At 58.0% G+C, this 18,948-nt stretch carries 13 protein-coding genes and 1 pseudogene; 12 read left to right on the forward strand and 2 right to left on the reverse strand.

Annotated features, from left to right (window positions below):
* Positions 1–29 precede the first annotated feature (29 nt).
* Together H4V95_RS05990 and H4V95_RS05995 are read right to left on the reverse strand one after the other, a co-directional pair.
* Positions 30–695: a recombinase family protein gene (locus tag H4V95_RS05990; RefSeq protein WP_209729354.1), complete on the reverse strand. Its 666-nt coding sequence runs from the start codon at positions 693–695 to the stop codon at positions 30–32.
* Positions 696–823: 128 nt separating this feature from the next.
* A complete protein-coding gene (locus H4V95_RS05995) occupies positions 824–1,009 on the reverse strand; it encodes a hypothetical protein (RefSeq protein ID WP_209729356.1) in 186 nt (61 codons plus the stop codon).
* Between the two features lie 360 nt (positions 1,010–1,369).
* On the opposite strand from H4V95_RS05995, the gene H4V95_RS06000 reads away from it, so the two are divergent.
* From H4V95_RS06000 to H4V95_RS06055, 12 genes and pseudogenes are all read left to right on the forward strand, one after another.
* The gene (locus tag H4V95_RS06000) at positions 1,370–1,759 is read left to right on the forward strand and encodes a hypothetical protein (RefSeq protein WP_209729358.1); all 390 of its coding nucleotides are present in this window, start codon (positions 1,370–1,372) and stop codon (positions 1,757–1,759) included.
* Positions 1,760–2,164: 405 nt separating this feature from the next.
* Positions 2,165–3,561, forward strand: a protein-coding gene (locus H4V95_RS06005; protein WP_395939811.1) for an IS3 family transposase whose coding sequence is annotated in 2 segments (ribosomal slippage) — positions 2,165–2,516 and positions 2,516–3,561 — 1,398 coding nt in all. Because the reading frame shifts where the segments join, the coding sequence is not laid out codon by codon here.
* Between the two features lie 311 nt (positions 3,562–3,872).
* A complete protein-coding gene (locus H4V95_RS06010) occupies positions 3,873–5,852 on the forward strand; it encodes a class I SAM-dependent DNA methyltransferase (RefSeq protein WP_312884087.1) in 1,980 nt (659 codons plus the stop codon).
* Positions 5,849–7,114 carry a restriction endonuclease subunit S gene (locus tag H4V95_RS18745; RefSeq protein WP_209729362.1) on the forward strand — a complete coding sequence of 422 codons (1,266 nt, stop codon included), beginning with the start codon at positions 5,849–5,851 and terminating at the stop codon, positions 7,112–7,114. The genes H4V95_RS06010 and H4V95_RS18745 overlap by 4 nt, the downstream gene beginning before the upstream one ends.
* Positions 7,115–7,116: 2 nt before the next feature.
* Positions 7,117–7,377 carry a winged helix-turn-helix domain-containing protein gene (locus tag H4V95_RS18900; RefSeq protein ID WP_209729364.1) on the forward strand — a complete coding sequence of 87 codons (261 nt, stop codon included), beginning with the start codon at positions 7,117–7,119 and terminating at the stop codon, positions 7,375–7,377.
* Between the two features lie 86 nt (positions 7,378–7,463).
* On the forward strand, positions 7,464–10,541 hold the full coding sequence (locus tag H4V95_RS06025; RefSeq protein ID WP_209729366.1) for a type I restriction endonuclease subunit R: 3,078 nt from the start codon (positions 7,464–7,466) through the stop codon (positions 10,539–10,541).
* Positions 10,542–10,621: 80 nt separating this feature from the next.
* Positions 10,622–10,938, forward strand: a pseudogene (locus H4V95_RS06030) (IS3 family transposase); the annotation flags it as partial.
* Positions 10,939–12,036: 1,098 nt separating this feature from the next.
* Complete coding sequence (locus H4V95_RS06035) at positions 12,037–13,539, forward strand: excalibur calcium-binding domain-containing protein (RefSeq protein WP_245345596.1); 1,503 nt, start codon at positions 12,037–12,039, stop codon at positions 13,537–13,539.
* 523 nt (positions 13,540–14,062) lie between these two features.
* Complete coding sequence (locus tag H4V95_RS06040; protein WP_209729368.1) at positions 14,063–15,370, forward strand: ISL3 family transposase; 1,308 nt, start codon at positions 14,063–14,065, stop codon at positions 15,368–15,370.
* A gap of 147 nt (positions 15,371–15,517) precedes the next feature.
* Positions 15,518–16,744 (forward strand): toxic anion resistance protein, encoded by a 1,227-nt coding sequence (locus H4V95_RS06045; protein WP_209729370.1) that lies wholly within the window; start codon positions 15,518–15,520, stop codon positions 16,742–16,744.
* Between the two features lie 2 nt (positions 16,745–16,746).
* Positions 16,747–17,553: a hypothetical protein gene (locus H4V95_RS06050; RefSeq protein WP_209729372.1), complete on the forward strand. Its 807-nt coding sequence runs from the start codon at positions 16,747–16,749 to the stop codon at positions 17,551–17,553.
* Between the two features lie 710 nt (positions 17,554–18,263).
* Positions 18,264–18,944: a DUF6308 family protein gene (locus H4V95_RS06055; RefSeq protein ID WP_209729374.1), complete on the forward strand. Its 681-nt coding sequence runs from the start codon at positions 18,264–18,266 to the stop codon at positions 18,942–18,944.
* Positions 18,945–18,948 lie beyond the last annotated feature (4 nt).

Raw genomic sequence — 18,948 nt, forward strand, 5'->3', positions numbered from 1 at the left:
CAACTAGTCACCAGTTGCCGAAGGAATACCTAGTTCCGACGGGGCAGCGGCTCACTGTCTGCGTATTGTGAGCGCCCCCTGCCTAGAGCTACCGGACCCTCAATCGGAGGCTGCTCCGTGCCGTACTGCTTCAGGTACCGGTATAGGGTCGACCGGGACCAGCCGACGGCGCCGGCCGCGCGCTCGGCGGTCTTGCCTTCAGCCAGCTCACGCCGGGCCAAGCGCAGCTTGTCTTCAACCTTCGACTGGTCAACAGGTTTCTGTCCGAACCGCACCCCGCGGGCCTTGGCTGCAGCGATCCCGTCGCGGACCCGTTCGTTGATCAGCTCACGTTCGTATTCAGCCAGGGTTGCAAAGAGCGCAAGCTGCAAACGGCCTTGAGCCGTGGAGGGATCAATCTTGTCGACCAATGACCGTAGCCGGATACCGCGCTCCTGCATCAGGGCAACAGTATTCAGAATATCGAGCAGCGACCTCCCGAGCCGGTCGATCCGGTAGACCAGGATTTCGTCCTCTTCTCGGGCGTATTCCAGTAGCTTGACCATCGCTGGGCGTTCCCTTGAGGCCTTGGCGCCTGAGAGTTGGTCAAACCAGATCCGTTTCTCCGGAACACCGGCTTCGATAAGAGCATCAAACTGCATTCGACCATGCTGATCAGTGGTCGAGGTCCTGACATATCCGAGTAGAAGTCCCATACTCGCAAACGGTAGCCCTTGGGTGTGTCATTATTCTTCGAGGAGTCGTGAGATCGGCCAAGTGGGACGGGGTTGATAGGACAGTCAGAGACGAAATACTCAAAAAAGGGTGTCGCTTTTGATGTGTACTACCGAACTGGTGTTTGTAAGACGATGAATCCCGCAGGCTGAAGGAACATGACAGGTGTAAGGCCAGCATCCAGCAGCGAGGTCGGCTCCACGATCCGGGAGATCACCAGATCGGTGAACACCTCATCACCGACAGCATCGAACCCTAGCGAGATGAACACTGAGAACCCTAGCGAGATGAACACTGAGAACCCTAGCGAGATGAATACTGACTTCAGCGACTCGAAGAGCAGCCGGCGCTCGGTTCCAACACCCGGGCAAGACCATCGCGAACGGGCACCTGGTCGGCAGGACGGTGGAACAACACCGGTGGGTCAGGGGACGGGCCAGATGTTTGGGTGGAGTCACGCGTGTCCTAGTTCGTTTAGCGCCTATTAGTTCCTACAATCGGGTGCGCGAGATACTGCTGGAGGAGACCCAAGCACACCTTGTGGTCGAAGAAATTAACCTGTCGGCGCGGTCGTATTTCGCGAGCTCGAATCGAACACCGAGATATACGGTCGCAGCGGCGCGAGTTTTCGACCTCTGACCCATGGAAGGACATCGTGACGAAAAAGATGGAATACCTCGCAGATTCTTTACTTGAGCGTCTGGGAGTGGCCGAATTGTCCGGACGTAAGACTCGCGTTAGAAGTCCAGGGACGAAGCGTGAACAGGCAATTCCGTCGAGCGTCGTAGCGTTGCGGAAAGAAGTTGGTCGTTTCTGCCAGAACGGTGTCGGGAACGCTGCAACCCGTCGAAAGTTGTTGAAGGCTATCAATGATGCGAGCATCCGCTACCCGAAAGGAAACGACGGAGACAGAGTGTTCAACATCTTGGAAGCCATGAGAAATCGCCTTGAGGAACACCTGCCCGTCATGGAACGGCGTTGGGATGAATCTGTTTCCATACGCACGGTATCGGGTGGATTGCCGGGTCTAGGAAAGAAACGCTAATAGTAGGAGTTTGGGAGGATCCCAGAGCCATAAGCTGATTGAGGCGCTCGAAGTAGCGGCGCGACTGGATAACATCCGTGCATCGCTCCGGGAAGCCCAGATCACAGCGATAGCGGCTTGGCGGACCCACCCAAACCCTGGACCCCTTTATGCGGATCGCCCTGAAAAGACCCACCTTTCTCCTCCAACGTGTCAACGGTCATCCCATCAGGCCGGCCAGTTCCACGACAAAGCGATAGACGTAGCTGACGGTGCTACCTGACACATCTTCTCCGCTCTGCCCCTACGTGTCAGGGTTGGGTGAGGCCAGTACTTCGTAGCAACTTCGTCTAGTTCGTAGGGCGAGAACCAGGATCACCACTAATGTCTATCTCCACAATTTCCCCGCCGCGGGAGAATGGGTCCATGAGTAATCCTGGCCCCAGGTCCGGAGGCCCGACCCCTCGTAGGTCGTTCACTCCGGCACAAAAATTGGCGTACTTGGATGCGTACCAGCAGGCCTGTGACGATGGCACCGGCGGCGGGGCTTACCTGCGCCGCGAGGGCCTGTATTCCTCCCAGATCACCGAGTGGCGTAAGCTCCGCGACGCCGGTGTCCTCGAGGGCAAAAAGCCCGGGGAAAAGATCGGCAAGCCCACTGCTGAACAGGCAGAAATCGGGCGTCTACGTCGGCAGCTGGAGGTGAGTGAACGCAAGCTGGCACGGACTGCAGCTGCGTTGTCGATAATGGAAAAAGCACGGCTGCTTTTGGAGGATATCTCCGAAAGCGCGGAGCAGCAGCCCTGGTACAAGAAACCCTGATGAGCGCCTACACCGCCCTCACCCTGGCGGACATTTCTACCCGGGAAGCGGCCGTGATTGCAGGGGTATCCAGGGCCACAGCGACCCGCAAACCCCGCATCGCGGTGGAAGACCCTCCGCCGGTCCCGGCGCCGGCAAACAAGCTCTCAGTGGCCGAGCGCGCCCACATCCTGGCGACCGTGAATTCGAAGGATTTCGTGGACCTGCCGCCGGTGCAGATCTATGCCCGGCTCCTGGACGAAGGCGTCTATTTGTGCTCAATCTCCACGTTCTATCGCGTCCTGGAGGAGAACTGCCAGGTCAAGGAACGCCGCCGGATCGCACGCCACCCGGCGCGGGCCGTGCCGGAGCTGGTCGCGACCGGACCCGGACAGGTTTACACCTGGGACATCACCAAACTCGCTGGCCCGATCAAGGGAAAATACTACGACTGCTACGTCATGATCGACATCTATTCCCGCTACATCGTCGGCGCCTACGTCCATGCCCACGAGTCCGGGGAACTGGCCGTGGAAATGATGAAGGAAATCTTCGGCATCCACGGCATCCCGCAGATCGTCCACGCCGACCGTGGCACCTCGATGACCTCCAAAACAGTCGCGGCGCTGCTCTCGGACCTGGAGGTCACCCGGTCCCATTCCCGTCCCCGGGTCAGCAATGATAATCCGTACAGTGAGGCCTGGTTCAAGTCGCTGAAGTTCGCTCCCACGTTCCCCGAACGCTTCAGTTCCCTACCCGACGCGAGAGCGTTCATGGACTTCTTTGTCGACGGGTACAACCACACCCATTGCCACACCGGAATCGGCCTCAACACACCGGCGGATGTCCACTACGGACTGGCCGCCAGCAAAGCCCTCGAACGAGCCAAAATCTTGGCCGCCGCACGGGCAAAAACACCCGAACGATTCACCACCAACAACGACCCCAAAATCCTCGCCATCCCCAACACCGCCTGGATCAACAAACCAACCGAGAAAAACGACACAAAAGCAGCAGCCTAATTCCCACTGGCCTCATTCACCTTGACAAATTCCGTGCACGCAAACCGACTTAGATCCCTATCAGGGCTGCTTTAGGCTTGTGACTCGGGCGAATAGGAGGGGCTGGGGTGACCGCCAGGGCTTGTTGACCCTAGGCTGTGTCCCCTCGCGGCGGCTTCCACTAGTCGGGACACGACCTGAGCGGCGGCGTCTGAGTGCGCATCCTCCCCATACAATTCAGGGGGAATACGAGCGCGAACAATGAACGCTGCTCGGCGATGACATTTTTGGACCGATCGATATTGGCACACTCATCGCAGGCAGCAAGGGAAGTGGGAGTTTTGGCCAGCAACAACAACGCCAATTTGGTGTGGAGCATCGCGAACATACTGCGGGGCACCTACAAACCGGCACAGTATGGCTCGGTCATATTGCCGTTCACCATTCTTCGCCGTCTGGACTGTGTCTTGGACGCCACCAAGGGGGCCGTCCTAGCGGAGCAGAAGGCGAAGGAAAACCTCAATATCCCCTTAGACACTTTCCTGCAGAAAGCCTCCGGCCACACCTTTTTCAACACCTCCAGGTTCAGCTTCGATAAACTCCTCGATGACCCGACCAACATCAAGGCGAACATCCTCAACTACGTCCAGGGCTTCTCTGAGAACACCAGGGACATCTTCGAGCGCTTCGAGTTCTACAAGACGCTCGAGAAGTTAGACAGTTCGGATTTGCTATACCACGTGACCAAGGATTTCGCGGCTATCGACCTCCACCCGGAGGCAATTAGCAACATCGAGATGGGCCACATGTTCGAGGAGCTCATTCGCCGCTTCGCGGAGACATCCAACGAGACCGCCGGTGAGCACTTCACCCCACGCGAGGTCATCCAGCTCATGGTTCAGCTCCTGCTGAACTACGATGACGACGTCCTCACCAAGGAGGGCATCGTCCGGTCCATCTACGACCCCACCGCCGGAACGGGTGGCATGCTAACGGTCGCCCAGGAACACCTGCACGCCCTGAACCCGAGCGCCTCGCTCGTCGCGTACGGCCAGGAAATCAACGACGAGTCCTACGCCATCTGCAAATCAGATCTGCTCATCAAGGGCCAGGACATCTCCAAAATCTCGGTCGGTGACACCCTTGCCAATGACCAGAACATCGGTCAGCAGTTCGACTTCATGCTCTCCAACCCGCCCTTCGGTGTGGAGTGGAAGAAGATCCAACCCCAAATCCAAAAGGAACACGAGCTCCACGGCTTCGACGGCCGCTTCGGCCCCGGGCTGCCCAGAGTCAGCGACGGCTCGCTGCTGTTCTTGCTGCACTTAGTCCGGAAGATGCGCCCGGCTCACGACGGAGGATCTCGCATCGGCATCGTCCTGAACGGCTCACCGCTGTTCACCGGCGGCGCTGGCTCGGGCGAATCCGAGATCCGCAAATACTTGATCGAGAACGACTTCGTGGAAGCCATCATCGCGCTGCCCACCGACATGTTCTACAACACCGGCATCTCCACCTATATTTGGATCCTCTCAAACAGCAAGAAACAGAAGCACCCGGAGCGCATCGGCAAGATCCAGCTCATCAACGGCGTCGACTTCTTCCAGAAGATGCGCAAGAGCCTCGGTTCAAAGCGCAAGGAACTCGGACCCAGCGACATCTCAACAATCGTCAAGCTCTACGGGGCCTTTGAGGACAATGGCGACACTTCTAAGATCTTCAACAATCGGGACTTCGGCTACTCCACGATCACTGTCGAGCGGCCGCTGAAGCTCAACTTCGTTTTCACGGCCGAGCGCATCGACGCCGTGTTAGCGCAGAAGCCGGTTGAGAAGCTGCCAGACGCGGACCGACAGCTTCTGGAGAAGGGTCTCCACTCGCTTGTCGCTGAGTCAGGTGAGATTTATAAGAACCGCGAGAACCTCCTCCGCGTGTTGAAGCCGGCCCTCACTGAAGTGGGCCTAAAACTCGCGGCACCGGTCTTGAAGGCTGTGATCGGCGGTCTCTCCGAACGAGACGAAACCGCCGACATCTGCAAGGGACCTAAGGGAACCACCGAAGCTGATACCGACTTCAGGGACACGGAAAATGTTCCCTTGGGTGAGGACATTCAGGACTACTTCGCCCTCGAAGTCCTACCCTACGTACCCGACGCTTGGATCGATGGGTCGAAGACCAAGGTTGGCTACGAGATCCCTTTCACACGGCACTTCTACAAGTACGTTACCCCGAGAACTTTGGACGAGATCGACTCGGACTTGAATCAGCTCATCTCTCATATCACGACGCTGCTGGCCGAGGTGGAGCGGTGACCAAGCAATCGGTTCCCCTTCGCCGTGTCGCTCGAATAATCAACGGCGGGACGCCCACACCCGACCCGGAGAACTGGAACGGTAAAATACCATGGGCTACGCCGGTGGATCTCGGCCGAACTAACGGATTCTCGCTGAGTGAGACGGGGCGCAATCTAACAATATTAGGGGCCCTTTCCGGATCGGCAATTGCTCCGAAGAGCAGTGTTTTGCTCTCAACGCGTGCCCCTATCGGCTATGTCGCGATCAACGAAGTCCCGATGGCCTTCAACCAGGGTTGTAAAGCCCTAATTCCAGCGGATGGCGTCTCGGCTCGCTTTCTGAAATACGCACTGATCCACACCGAGCCGCAACTCCAATCCATGGGTCAGGGATCCACCTTCTTGGAGCTTTCTGCGTCCGCGCTAGCCTCCGTGGAGATACCCCTCCCAACAACCGATGTTCAGGTGCGGACTGTCGACTTCCTCGACAAAGAAACCGCCCAGATCGACGGACTGATCGGCAAGCAGGAGCGGCTCATCGAGCTGCTCATTGAGAAGCGCCAGGCCATCATTACCCACACAGTCACCAGAGGCCTCGATCCCACCGCCCCCACAAAACCGTCGAGAACCCCGTGGCTGAACGCGGCTCCAGAACACTGGACAAAAATAAAGCTGAGTTGGGCCTTCAGGTTTTTGAATGGCGATAGAGGCTCGAACTATCCATCCCGTGATGAGTTTCAGCCGGAAGGAGTGGCATTTATCAACGCTGGGCACTTAAGCGGCGGCCGCGTTGACCTGAGCACAATGAATTACATCAGCCGAGAAAAGTATGAGGAACTGGGCGGCGCAAAGCTTCGGGTAGGAGATGTGCTCTACTGCCTTCGGGGATCGTTGGGAAAACATGCTCTCTTGACCGGCCTGCAGGAGGGCGCACTCGCGTCCTCGCTTGTTGCTCTCAGAGCACTTCATAATGCACGGGTTTCCCCCGCCTATCTCGCGTTACTCTTTAAATCGCCAGCAGCAGAGACGCAACTTGCCATAATCGCCTCTGGATCTGCACAACCAAACATGTCCGTCGAGAACCTGCAATCCTTCTCATTTCCGATTCCGCCGCTGGAAGAACAGCAACGGATTCTTGACTACGTCAACAGGAAGTGTGATCGCCTGAACACAATTCAGGGGACGGCTCGAAAAATGGTCCTGAGACTTCAGGAACGTCGTTCCGCTCTCATCTCCGCTGCAGTGACTGGAAAGATTAACGTTCAAGAAGGAATTGCCTGAGCATGGCATTACCTCAGTGGCGTGAATTTGTTGGTCCCGCTCTAAGAATGATGTCCGATGGCGCGATACGCCGGACTGCTGAAATTCGAATCGCCGTTGCAGAACGGTTCCGCTTGTCCGCCGAGGACAGAACCGAAGTCATGTCCTCGGAGGGGGCTCGGTGTTCGAACCGCATCAATTGGGCTTTCTTCGACCGTCACGGACACCGCCCCCTACACTCTGATTCTGATCGACGGTCAACGGCTAGCGTCGCTCATGTTTGAATACGGTGAGGGCGTTCAGGTGGACCGGACGGTGGTCGTGAAGAAGCTTGATCAGGATCTATTCGAAAGTTTCTAGGGGGAACTATATGGCGCAGCACAATGAAGTGACGTTCGAGGACGAGATCTGCAAGGCCCTCGCGGCACAAGGCTGGATCTACGAGCCCCTTCGGAAGGCCAGCGAGCTCTATGATGGCACCCGAGCCCTAGTGCCCGAGGATGTCTTCGGGTGGCTGGCGGATACGCAACCAGAGCAGCTGGCCAAGGTCCTAAAGCCCGCAGGTTCGCCAGCAGAACAGGATATGGCGAAGCGTCTGCTGCTGGACCGCCTGTGTAAGGTCCTGGACAAGCCAGCGGCCAAGGAAGCGGGCATGCTCTCCGTCCTCCGCACCGGGTTCAAGGACGTCGCCGCCAAGTTCGACATGTGTCAGTTCAAGCCGGCAATGGGCCTGAACCCCGAGACACTGGAACGCTACGGCAAAGTGCGGCTCCGAGTGATCCGGCAGGTCCACTACTCCACGGTCGACACCAAGAAAAGCATCGACCTGGTCCTGTTCATGAACGGCCTGCCGGTCGCGACCATCGAGCTCAAGACCGACTTCACGCAGAACATCAACGACGCTGTAGCGCAGTACCGCACAAGCCGGCTGCCGCGCAACGGAAAAAACAAGGACGAGCCTCTCCTGTCCTTCGGCCGCCGGGCTCTGGTTCACTTCGCGGTCAGCAACGACGAAATCCAGATGACTACCGAGTTGAAAGGCAAAGACACCTACTTCCTGCCCTTCAACCTCGGTGACGACGGCCACTCTGGTAACCCGGTCAATCCGAAAGGATCGGCCACCAGCTACCTGTGGGAGCAGGTGTTGCAGCGCGACTCCTGGCTGAACATCATCGGCAAGTTCCTGCACTTGCAGATCAGCGACAAAACCAACCCCGTCACCGGTGAACGCGAGGTCCGCAAGTCTCTACTTTTCCCTCGTTACCACCAGTGGGACGTGGTCAACCAGCTCATTGAGAGCGCCCGCACCGAGGGTCCCGGCCACCGGTACCTAGTCCAACACTCGGCAGGATCAGGCAAAACCAACTCCATCGCTTGGACAGCACACCAGCTCAGCTCCCTTCACGGGACCAGCAACGAGAAGCTCTTTGACTCGGTGATCGTGGTAACGGACCGCACCGTGCTGGACTCCCAGCTACAGGACGCGATCTACCAGATCGAGCACAAATCCGGTGTCGTGGTCCCCATCCGCGGCAACACAGGTTCCAAGTCCGCCGAACTCACTGCCGCGCTGGTCGCCCGGACCCCGATTATCATCGTCACCATCCAGACGTTCCCGCACGCGCTGAAAGCCATCGCAGAATCCCAGGCTCTGAACGGACGGAATTTCGCGATCATCGCTGACGAGGCGCACTCGTCCCAAACCGGTTCCACGGCCAACAAACTGAAGAAGGTTCTGTCCACTGAGGAGCTGGCGGACGTCAATGACGGCGGCGAGTTCGACGTCGAAGCGTTCCTTGCCGCCGAAATGGCCGAACGCGCCGACGCGAAGAACATTAGCTATTTTGCGTTTACCGCCACCCCCAAGGCCAAGACCCTTGAGCTGTTCGGCAGAAAGGGGCCGGACGGGTTGCCGCAGCCGTTCCACCTGTATTCCATGCAACAGGCCATCGAGGAGCGCTTCATCCTGGACGTGCTGCAGAACTACACCAGCTACAAGGTGGCATACCGGCTCACCCACGAGGGCCGGGATTACGACTCGGACGACACCCAGGTGGAGAAATCCGAGGCGCTGAAGTTCCTGATGAACTGGGTGAAGCTGCACCCCTACAACATCAGCCAGAAGGTCCAGGTAATAGTCGAGCACTTCCGCACCAATGTCGCCTGGCGCCTGGATGGCAAGGCCAAAGCCATGGTGGTCACCGGCTCCCGCAAAGAAGCGGTGCGGTACAAACTCGCCATCGACAAGTACATCAAGGATGCGGGCTACTCCGGGCTGGGAACCCTCGTCGCCTTCTCCGGCGAAGTGACCGACGGCGAATCAGGTCCAGAACAATTCACTGAAATCAACATGAACCCGGGGCTGAAAGGCAGGACGCTGCCCGAGGCGTTCTCCACCGAGGAATACAAGATCATGCTGGTGGCAAACAAGTTCCAGACCGGCTTCGATCAGCCACTACTAGTAGCAATGTATGTGGACAAGAAGCTCTCCGGTGTCTCCGCCGTACAAACACTGTCCCGGCTGAACCGCATCGCTGTGGGAAAGGACCAGACATTCGTACTGGACTTCGTCAATAACCCCGACGAAATCCTGGCCTCATTTCAGCCTTACTTCCGCGAGGCCGCGTTGGAGGGCGTCTCGGACCCAAACGTAGTTCACGACCTCCAGGCCAAGCTCGACGCCGCCCAGATTTACCTCGAATCCGAGGTGGACGGGATGGTGAAGGCCTATGTGCTAGAGGAGGGCAACAACGCCTTATCTGGCTGGGTGGCACCGGCAAAATCTCGCTTCAACACCCGATACAACGCCGCAGTGGCCGCAGAGGACAAGACAGCGCAAGATGAACTCGACCTGTTCCGCAAGGATCTCGGGTCCTTCGTCCGCGCCTACGATTTCCTGTCCCAAATCTTCAACTTTGCCGATACGGACCTGGAGAAACGCTCGATCTACTACAAGCACCTGTTGCCGGTTCTCAGGGTGAACGATTCCAAGGTGGCGTTGGATCTCTCCGGTGTGGTGCTGGCGAAATACGCCCTCAAAGATAAAGGGCTGGCGCAGCTGCAGCTCACAGGAGAGGACGCCATGTTGAAGCCACCAACGGAAGTGGGCACCGGGCAAACGAAGGATCCGGTCCTGTCCACTTGGGAAGAAATCATCCAGCAGGCGAACCTGGCTTTCGAAGGTGAGGAAATGGATGCCGTCGCGCACTTCGTTGAAGGCGTGCGGCGAGAGCTGGTGAAGAACGAGACGCTGCAGAAACAAGCGCAGAACAACTCACGCAACCACTTCGGAAATAGCCCCGACCTCGCTAGCGCAATCACCAATGCCGTGTCGAATTCGATGGACAGCCACTACAATCTGAGCTTGCAAGCCCTGGGGGATAAGACAAAAATGGGCGCCCTACTCCAAATGCTTAGCGGACTCATATACGAGGAGCTACAGAAATAAGATCCGGGCCGACAAATTTGATGCCGACCCTGACCGCTCCGGAAGTGTTGGCACCGATGCTGGCTTGCCCCGAGGAACCATACGGTTCCGAGCACAACGCCAGCCAGGCCAAAGCGGTACGGGAGCTGGGGAAGGAAAACGCCCGGCTGAAGAAGCTGGTTGCGGAGAAGGAACTGACCATCAATATTCTCAATGAGGTGGCGCGGGGAAAATTCTGAGCCCGGGACCTCGGCGGCGTGCGGTGCGCATGGCGCAGGAGAAGTTCGGGGCGTCCGAAAGACTCGCCTGCTCGATCCTGGGCCAAAACCGGTCCGCGCTGCGTAAGGGGCGGCCGGTGGCCAGCTTCGAAGACCACCAGCTGCGTGCCGATCTGCGTTGGCCAGCAAAACACCCGGCGAGGGCCTTCTCGGCGGGGTCCTTGGAAAGGATGCGCGGCATTCTTTGGTGGTGCAGCACAAACTTCTCAGCCTCATTTACCCGGGTCTCCCAGGACGGTCGTGGCGGTTTCCGCAGCAAGTCTGCAGCCGTCGGGCGAGCAGGGCGGTCGTTGAGTACCAGGCGGGTCGCGGCCAACTCAGGATGACGATTCTCGAATAAGCGGATATTCTGGCGAACCCTGCGCATTGGCACCCTACAGAAACGGGCTATTTGCTCTATGGTCACCCCGTTCAGGTACCTGAGCTTCCACTCTGCAGTGGAAGTGCACGGACCCCAGTCGTCGGGGTCGCCTTCTTCCTCTATGCCGGCTGGTTGGGCCATCCACTCAGGATAGGGCTCTCACGTAGCCGACGGAAGCAGCGCTTTGACTTCGGTGGACACGTGGTGGGCTGGGCAATCATTGACGCCGTCCGGCACCACTCTATGGCTGCTTCCACTTAGGTTGGGGCGAACTCAATCTGGGCAATGATGTTAGCCGCGGTGAAGCCCCCTGTTACCGAGATCACCGCGCCCAGTTAATCAGATGGATAAGCTTCCGGAATGAGGGGGCCCAGCAGGCCGTATCGAAGCATGATAGTGCTGGTTGGCCATAGAGGTTATCGTGTTCCCGTCTTGCGCATCACTGTGCACGAAAGCTCCAGGAAGTCGCCTCCTTGAATGGGACCCCAGGCTGCTGGTCATGCCGGGCGGCAACGTCCGCGGACTCGTCGACTGTAAGCTCGGCCAGCCGGAGGATTGTCTTGGCCCAGCAAGTGGCCTGGCAGCTCATTGCCCAACTCAAACGTCATTTGTTGGGCCAACATAAGGGCGCACCGCCAGAACCAAACGCTTGTGTACTATCACCGTTTACACAAGAACTCAGCGTCGAGAATGAAGAACAACACGTGAATTACACCTAAGAAGGATGCTAAGGTCTCCGGCGACCATGGTGAGAAGTCACAGGAAGGATCAGACACCACGAGGGGTAACACACAAGAAATTCCAAGGTTACACTGAGCATTCTGCGAACACCCCGAACCTCCAATACCCTTAGACCAAACAATCTTCTGGGGGACGAATGAACGACCGCAATACCAGTGACTTCGCTGTGCAAGGGCTGGCTACCCGAAAAAGTAGAGTCTCGTTTTCGACTTTCGTCGTCGCGGGAATTGTTGTGGTCCTCACCGTCGTAAGTTTCAATTCCAGGGGGATAAGCGGTGCGGTGATCATGGCCGCGATGTTCGGGTTCTTCACGGGCGTTTACACTCTGCTCACGAATCGGCAGTCCTGGGCAGGGCTCACTGGTCGGAAAATGGGAGCCGCTCTACTCAGTATCAGCTTCGTAGCAATGACAGTCGGGGCGATAGCGTCACCGCCGACTGAAAATCCTGTTCCTACGGCAGTGGTTGGGCAAACGACATCCGCGTCGCCGACGCCGACCGAGCCTGAGAAACCCACACAATCAGCTTCACCGCGACGCGCTGCCGATGTTGCGCCAGTAGATCCCGGCAGCGCAGCAAGGATCAGCGGCACCGCAGAGGCGCCGAACGATCAACCAAAATACGGCATTACAGCATTGGCCTTACTCGAAACTCTCGAGGTCAAGGGCCGCGCACCGAAGACCGGTTATGACCGAGAGGAATTCGGACTGGCTTGGCTTGATGTGGACCGGAATGGTTGCGACACGCGCAACGACATGCTGAATCGGGACCTCCGGGACATCGTGCATACCAATTCTGTGCCGTGTAAGGTCAAGTCCGGAATTCTTGATGATCCGTACACCGACACAACAATTCCGTTCCTACGGGGACAAGACACGAGCATTGAGGTGCAAATCGACCACGTCGTCGCTCTTTCGGATGCTTGGCAGAAGGGCGCCCAGCAACTCACGTTTAAGGAGCGGGTTGCCTTCGCCAACGATCCGCTCAACCTACAATCCACCGACGGCCCCACTAACGCCCAGAAGGGCCCCGGCGACGCCGCCACGTGGCTTCCGCCCAACACGTCCTACAGGTGTGAATACGTCGCCCGGCAGATCTCGGTCAAGGCAACATACGATCTTTGGGTTACCCAATCAGAGCGGGCTGCGATGGTACGTGTATTGGGGAATTGTGCCGACATCATGGCACCAACGAATCAGCCTGAACCAAAGTCAGAATCGAAGCCGAAGCCGAAGCCGAAACAGGAGCCGAAGCCGAAACAGGAGCCAAAGCCTGAACCGGAGCCAAAGCCTGAACCGGAGCAGGTTGTCGTCGAGGCCTACCCCAATTGTGCTGCTGCGGCAGCTGCTGGTGCTTTCAACATCCGAGAGGGCTCTCCCGGCTACAGCGTGGACCTAGACAGTGATCGCGACGGTGTCGCCTGCAAGAATTCTGGTGCAGCGGGAGACAGCCAGCCAGCCTCGGTGGCTCCAGCTCCGGCACCCGCGCCGGTACCGGCTCCCGTTCCAGCGCCACCTGGAAATGTTTACTACGAAAACTGTGATGCTGTGCGGGCCGCGGGCGCGGCACCGATCTACCCCGGAGACCCGGGCTTTGAACCGAAATTCGACCGCAATAACGACGGCGTGGGCTGCGAGTGACAGGCAACGGAGGTAGGGGTAGCGCTTCATTCTAGCTGCCTTCCCTACTTGCTAAAGAGATCAGTCTGCACTGTCTTAAAACGCTCGAGCCCTCGATTCCTTAAAACGCTCGAGCCCTCGATTCATCCACCAGTCTGTCAACCAGCTACGGCAGGCTTGTGTCCACTTGAACTTCTTGGGGATCGGTGCGGGCCTATCATAGGTTCAGAACTTGGGCAATCCTATTCATGTCGTTTAGCAGGGGAGAGCCCGAAACTCATTTCACAAAGAAGTAGAACCCAACTTTGTTTCTTCGCGCAGGTACTTAGGTGGTCTTTACTGAAGGGCCAGATCGTCAGTGCCGCACAAGTCACAATCCGTAGAACGCGCGAAAACTAAAGCAGGGTTTAGGGGCTCTTCAGAATTGAGAGTGTAGTTGGCGGCGCCGTGAGGAGTCTGGGGCGGGAGGTTGTTTCGGCTGATGGGAGGGCCTTGGGAGAGAATCGGATTGTCTAGATCTTGATTCCTCTACCGCAAGGCCCTCGTGTTCCACGCTACCTTTCATAGTCCTGACCTGACCACATTCTGTCGGCTCGATGAACTCGGGCTCGAGGCCACGGGGCAGTTTCTGAGCCGTGATCGCGCCGTTCTTGCTTGCCGTGTTGTTGACCCGGATGAGTGGTGCCGTAGCTGTGGGTGTCAAGGCGTTCCTCGGGACACGGTGACCCGCCAGCTCGGTCACGAACCCTTCGGCTGGCGCCCGACCACGCTGCTGGTCAGGGTACGCAGATACAAATGCTCCGGGTGCGGGCAGGTGTGGCGGCAGGACACGTCCAAAGCCGCCGAACCGCGGGCGAAACTCTCCCGACGGGGGCTGCGGTGGGCGTTGGAGGGGATCGTACGCCAACACCTCACGGTCGCCCGCGTCGCCGAAGGGCTCGGCGTGACGTGGAATACTGCCAACAAAGCTGTCCTGGCCGAAGGTAAGCGTGTGCTCATTGATGATCCGCACCGGTTCGACGGGGTCAAAGTCATCGGTGTTGATGAGCATGTTTGGCGGCACACCCGCCGCGGGGACAAGTACGTCACCGTGATCATCGACCTGACCCCGATCAGGGGCGGCACGGGCCCGTCCCGCCTGCTGGATATGGTCGAAGGCCGCTCAAAACAAGTCTTCGCCTCCTGGCTAAAAGCACGCCCGCAACAATGGCGGGACAGGATCGAGGTCGTGGCCATGGACGGGTTCTCCGGGTTCAAGAGCGCCGCGGCCGAAGAACTTCCCGGAGCTGTTCCGGTGATGGATCCCTTCCATGTCATCCGCCTGGCCGGAGAGGGTCTGGATAGTTGCCGACGACGAGTCCAGCAACAGTCCTGCGGGCATCGTGGGCGTGCCGGCGACCCTCTGTATTCGGCAAGGCTAACCCTTCATACCGGGGCGGATCTGCTCACCGATAAGCAACGTGCACGTCTTGAAGCCCTGTTCGAAACGGACACCCACGTCGAGGTAGAAGCGAGTTGGGGGATTTACCAGCGCATGGTTGCCGCCTACCGGGAGGCGGACCGGGCCAAGGGACGAAAGTTGATGCAAGCAGTGATCACATCCCTGGGCACAGGCGTTCCCGCCGCGCTCATTGAGCTTAAAACACTCGGGCGAACCCTCAATCGCCGGGCCCAAGATGTCCTTGCCTACTTCGACCGCCCAGGGACATCCAACGGCCCCACCGAAGCCATCAATGGACGCCTCGAACACCTCCGCGGATCCGCCCTCGGCTTCACAAACATCACCAACTATGTCGCCAGATCACTACTCGAATCCGGCGGATTCAGACCGAAACTACACTCTCAATTCTGAAGAGCCGGTTTAGGGCAAGGTATAAGGACCTTCTAGCTAAGTTATTTTCGAGTGCTTGCCGCTACGGATAAGACCTCGGCATTTACGGTAGCCTACAAACAAACCCCGGCAGTCTGCGATCGGTCTCAAATCCCTTAGGAGTACAGCATGTCGAATCCGCTCGACCTCAGCTCAACCCCGTCCCCGCAAGTAGACAATCCACTGAAACTGGAGCCGCCGGAGCCGGTGGCCGAGGTGTCGGTTCGCGAACCGGAAAAGGTCGGCGGCATGATTCTGGTGGATGCCGAGGCGCAGCAGAAGCACGCTGAGAACGCTAACAAATTTCTTGATGACCTCATGGCTACTCCTCTTCAAAGCCCAGAATTCCAGACGAAGCTAGCTCAGCTGACCCGGCTGGGCGAAGGGACGATGCAGCAGGCGACCGGCGCATCCAACCGCATATTGAAGAGGCCCGCAGCCGCTCTCGCAGCGACTGGCGCAGATCCAGCATCACGTACTGGCAACACCTTGGTGGAACTGCGACAGATCGTAACCGAGCTGGACCCTAAGCGTCATGATCTGACCGGAACAAAGCGCATCCTCAAGTTTCTTCCTGGGGGAAGCGCCATACAGCGATACTTTTTGAAGTATGAATCTGCTCAAGAGCAGCTCGACGCTATTACCAAAGCACTCAAGGGCGCCCAAGACGAACTTCGGCAGGACAACGCCGCGATCCAAACGGAGCGCGACGCCCTGTGGGCGGCGATGGGGCAACTTGCAAATTACGCCGTGCTCGCCGGTCACCTTGGAGATGGGTTAGAGCGGCGAATCTCAGAATCTCGCAACCAGGGTAAGGCAGACGAAGCTGCAAGCTTGGAAGCAGATGCTCTGTTTTACGTTCGTCAGCGCCATCAAGATCTAATGACCCAGATGGCGGTCTCTATCCAAGGCTACCTAGCGCTCGATGTTGTCAAGAAGAACAACTCGGAACTGATCAAAGGCGTGGATCGCGCCCTAGACACCACCCTCGCGGCGCTACGTGTCGCCGTGATCGTTGCATTGGCATTGGCTCAGCAAAAGATCGTTCTGTCGCAGATCAACGCCCTGAATTCGACCACGTCGGACATGATTGTCTCGACCTCAGAGCTTTTGCGTTCCCAAGGCGCAGCAATTCACCAAAACGCCGCCCAGGCGACGATCGACCCCGCCAAGCTGCAGCATGCGTTCGACATCGTGTTCCAGACCATGGACGAGATCGACCGGTACAAGGCCGAAGCAACCCAGTCAATGAAACAGACGGTGCAAGTCCTCGAAGGTCAGGTGAGCCGCGCTCGACATCAGCTCGAGCGTAGCCACTCCTCTGACGCCGCCACAACGCACAAATTGAGGGGTTAGACATGTCGCGGCTCACCGTCGGGAACGTCATTAAAGTAGCGCTTGCCCTCATATTCTTCATTTTTGTCGCCTTCTACGTGCTCATCATCGGCATAGGCGCGAAGAACAAAAGGGTCCTTCTTGAGGGAGCAATCTATGCTGCCGTCTTCATTGTTGCTTTCTCGGTCCCTGGAGACGGCCCGCTTTCTACCATGTCGGGCCTTGTCGGATTGGCGGTCATGGGTGTTTCCGCGGTTCGGTCCTATGGGCTACGCGATCTATGGCTACGCAAAAGGGTGCGGGAACAACAGCTTGGCGCACCTGTGGGACCGCACGAACATGTGCACCCCGCCCCCCAATACCGTCCAGAAGCAGTTCCCGCACCTCGGTCTTGGGACGAATTATCGGCGGCGCTTGCATGGGTAAGCTCGAGCGCTAAGCAGAACAAACACCGACTCCCGCCCGATGCCTACGTCACCGTACTGGAAACCTGCCAGACCCTCGATGCCGTAATAGATGCGGAAAGACGGCAGCCATCCGGGGATGCGGGTTTTGAGTACGAACTGGAAGCCGTAGTGAGGGAGTACCTTCCAAATGTTCTACAAGGCTACTTGGCCATACCTTCGGGTTTGGTAGAAAATCGGCAACCCAATGGAAAAACGTCCAATGAGGAGCTAGTTGAGCAGCTTCTCTTGCTCTATGGACAAGCTGAAGCGCTACATTCCAACCGGCACAGCCAGACTTCAGCGAACCTGACTAGCACAGGCAACTTTCTGAGAGAGCGGTTCGGGCATCATCGGAGGGACGGGTTCGATTTTGGCATCAAATAGGAGATCTTTCTGATCAGATAGATCTCTTAGAAAATTTGGAGACCTTGGACACCACCGGCGTCAACCGCGATTAGTACTCCGACTTGGGTTGTGAACTGTCCCCTCGATGAGTTCGACTAGCTGGGCCATCTCGGCAAATGCATCAGGTGCGCGCTTAGGAGTCGGCGACGGTGCGGGTAGCGGACCAGGGGACGAACGCTTGGCTAAGTGGGAGGCGCCGAATCGATGAACGGTGGCCGGCCCGAGCAACTATTTAGCTCTGCTAATGTGTGTTCTGCAGCATTCCGGTGACCATGGAAGCCGGATAGCCATACTGACGAAGCAGCACGCTTAACCCCATTCGCAGGGTGAGTTGCCACATTTTGAAGCCCCGGAGCGGCGAATGCTCCGGGGCTTCTTCGTGTCCGGGAGGAACCGGTTCGTCTTCTTAGGCTCCGTTGAATTGGACGTGGTCACTATATGTGCGGGAGCCGGGAAGTGTCTCCCCAACTCAGGCCGCTTCCGCGTCGTCGACGCGTTCGGGCTTCACGGCCAGGTTGCTGCCGAGGCTCACCGAAGTCATCGCACCTTGGGACGGCGAACTTACGAACTCTGTAGGTCTGGTCGACCGCATCCCGGACCGGGGAACTTACGGACTCTGCGAGTCACGCCATTTTCAGGTTCAGATAGATTTAGTTGGGCGGCATCGGCCGCCATTCAAAGGGGGAACCATGACACTGCATTCCGTTCTGAACGACACAGAGAAGGCGACTCGGCACCTGGCCGAGTATTACCGTCCTGGCTACAGATTTGGCCTACCGCGCACCGGCGCCAATTTCGACCAGTGGGCAGGCGGGGGAGATAGTCCGGACGTGAAGAACAGATTCACCGCCGATGACCTGGTGGCCGTTTCGTTCCTTAGCGTCAATGTGCCCGCAGTCGCCGCCATCTCCTTCATCCGCGACGATGCAGCCCTAGTAGAGAAACTGCTCTCGGCCATCCCGGCGGACCTAAGAATGGCCGAATTGGACGACGACGGCTACAGGGAACACCTCGGTATGGAGAGTCCGGCGCAGAAGCTTTGGGAGACGGTCACCCGCCGCGGTAAAGAGAAATGGGGTATCGGCCCGACTACGGCGAGTAAGCTGCTGGCCCGCAAGCGCCCGCACCTCATCCCTATCGTAGACTCGCTTATCTTCAACATCGTCCCGCCCAAGTCGTATTGGGGCGGCTGGCACAGGGCTTTGACCGACGGTACCGGGCTGGTGGAGCGGCTGGAGGGCATCAAGGCTGACTCGGGCATCGTCGAGCAAGGATTTGATCCCTCAGTTCTTCGCATCATGGACATCGTTCTGTGGCGCGAGGCATACGAGATCAAGGCCGTTAGACAGGTTGTCAGTCAGGCTCATTAGCCTG

Source organism: Arthrobacter sp. CAN_C5 (assembly GCF_017875735.1).
Lineage (GTDB): Bacteria > Actinomycetota > Actinomycetes > Actinomycetales > Micrococcaceae > Arthrobacter_D.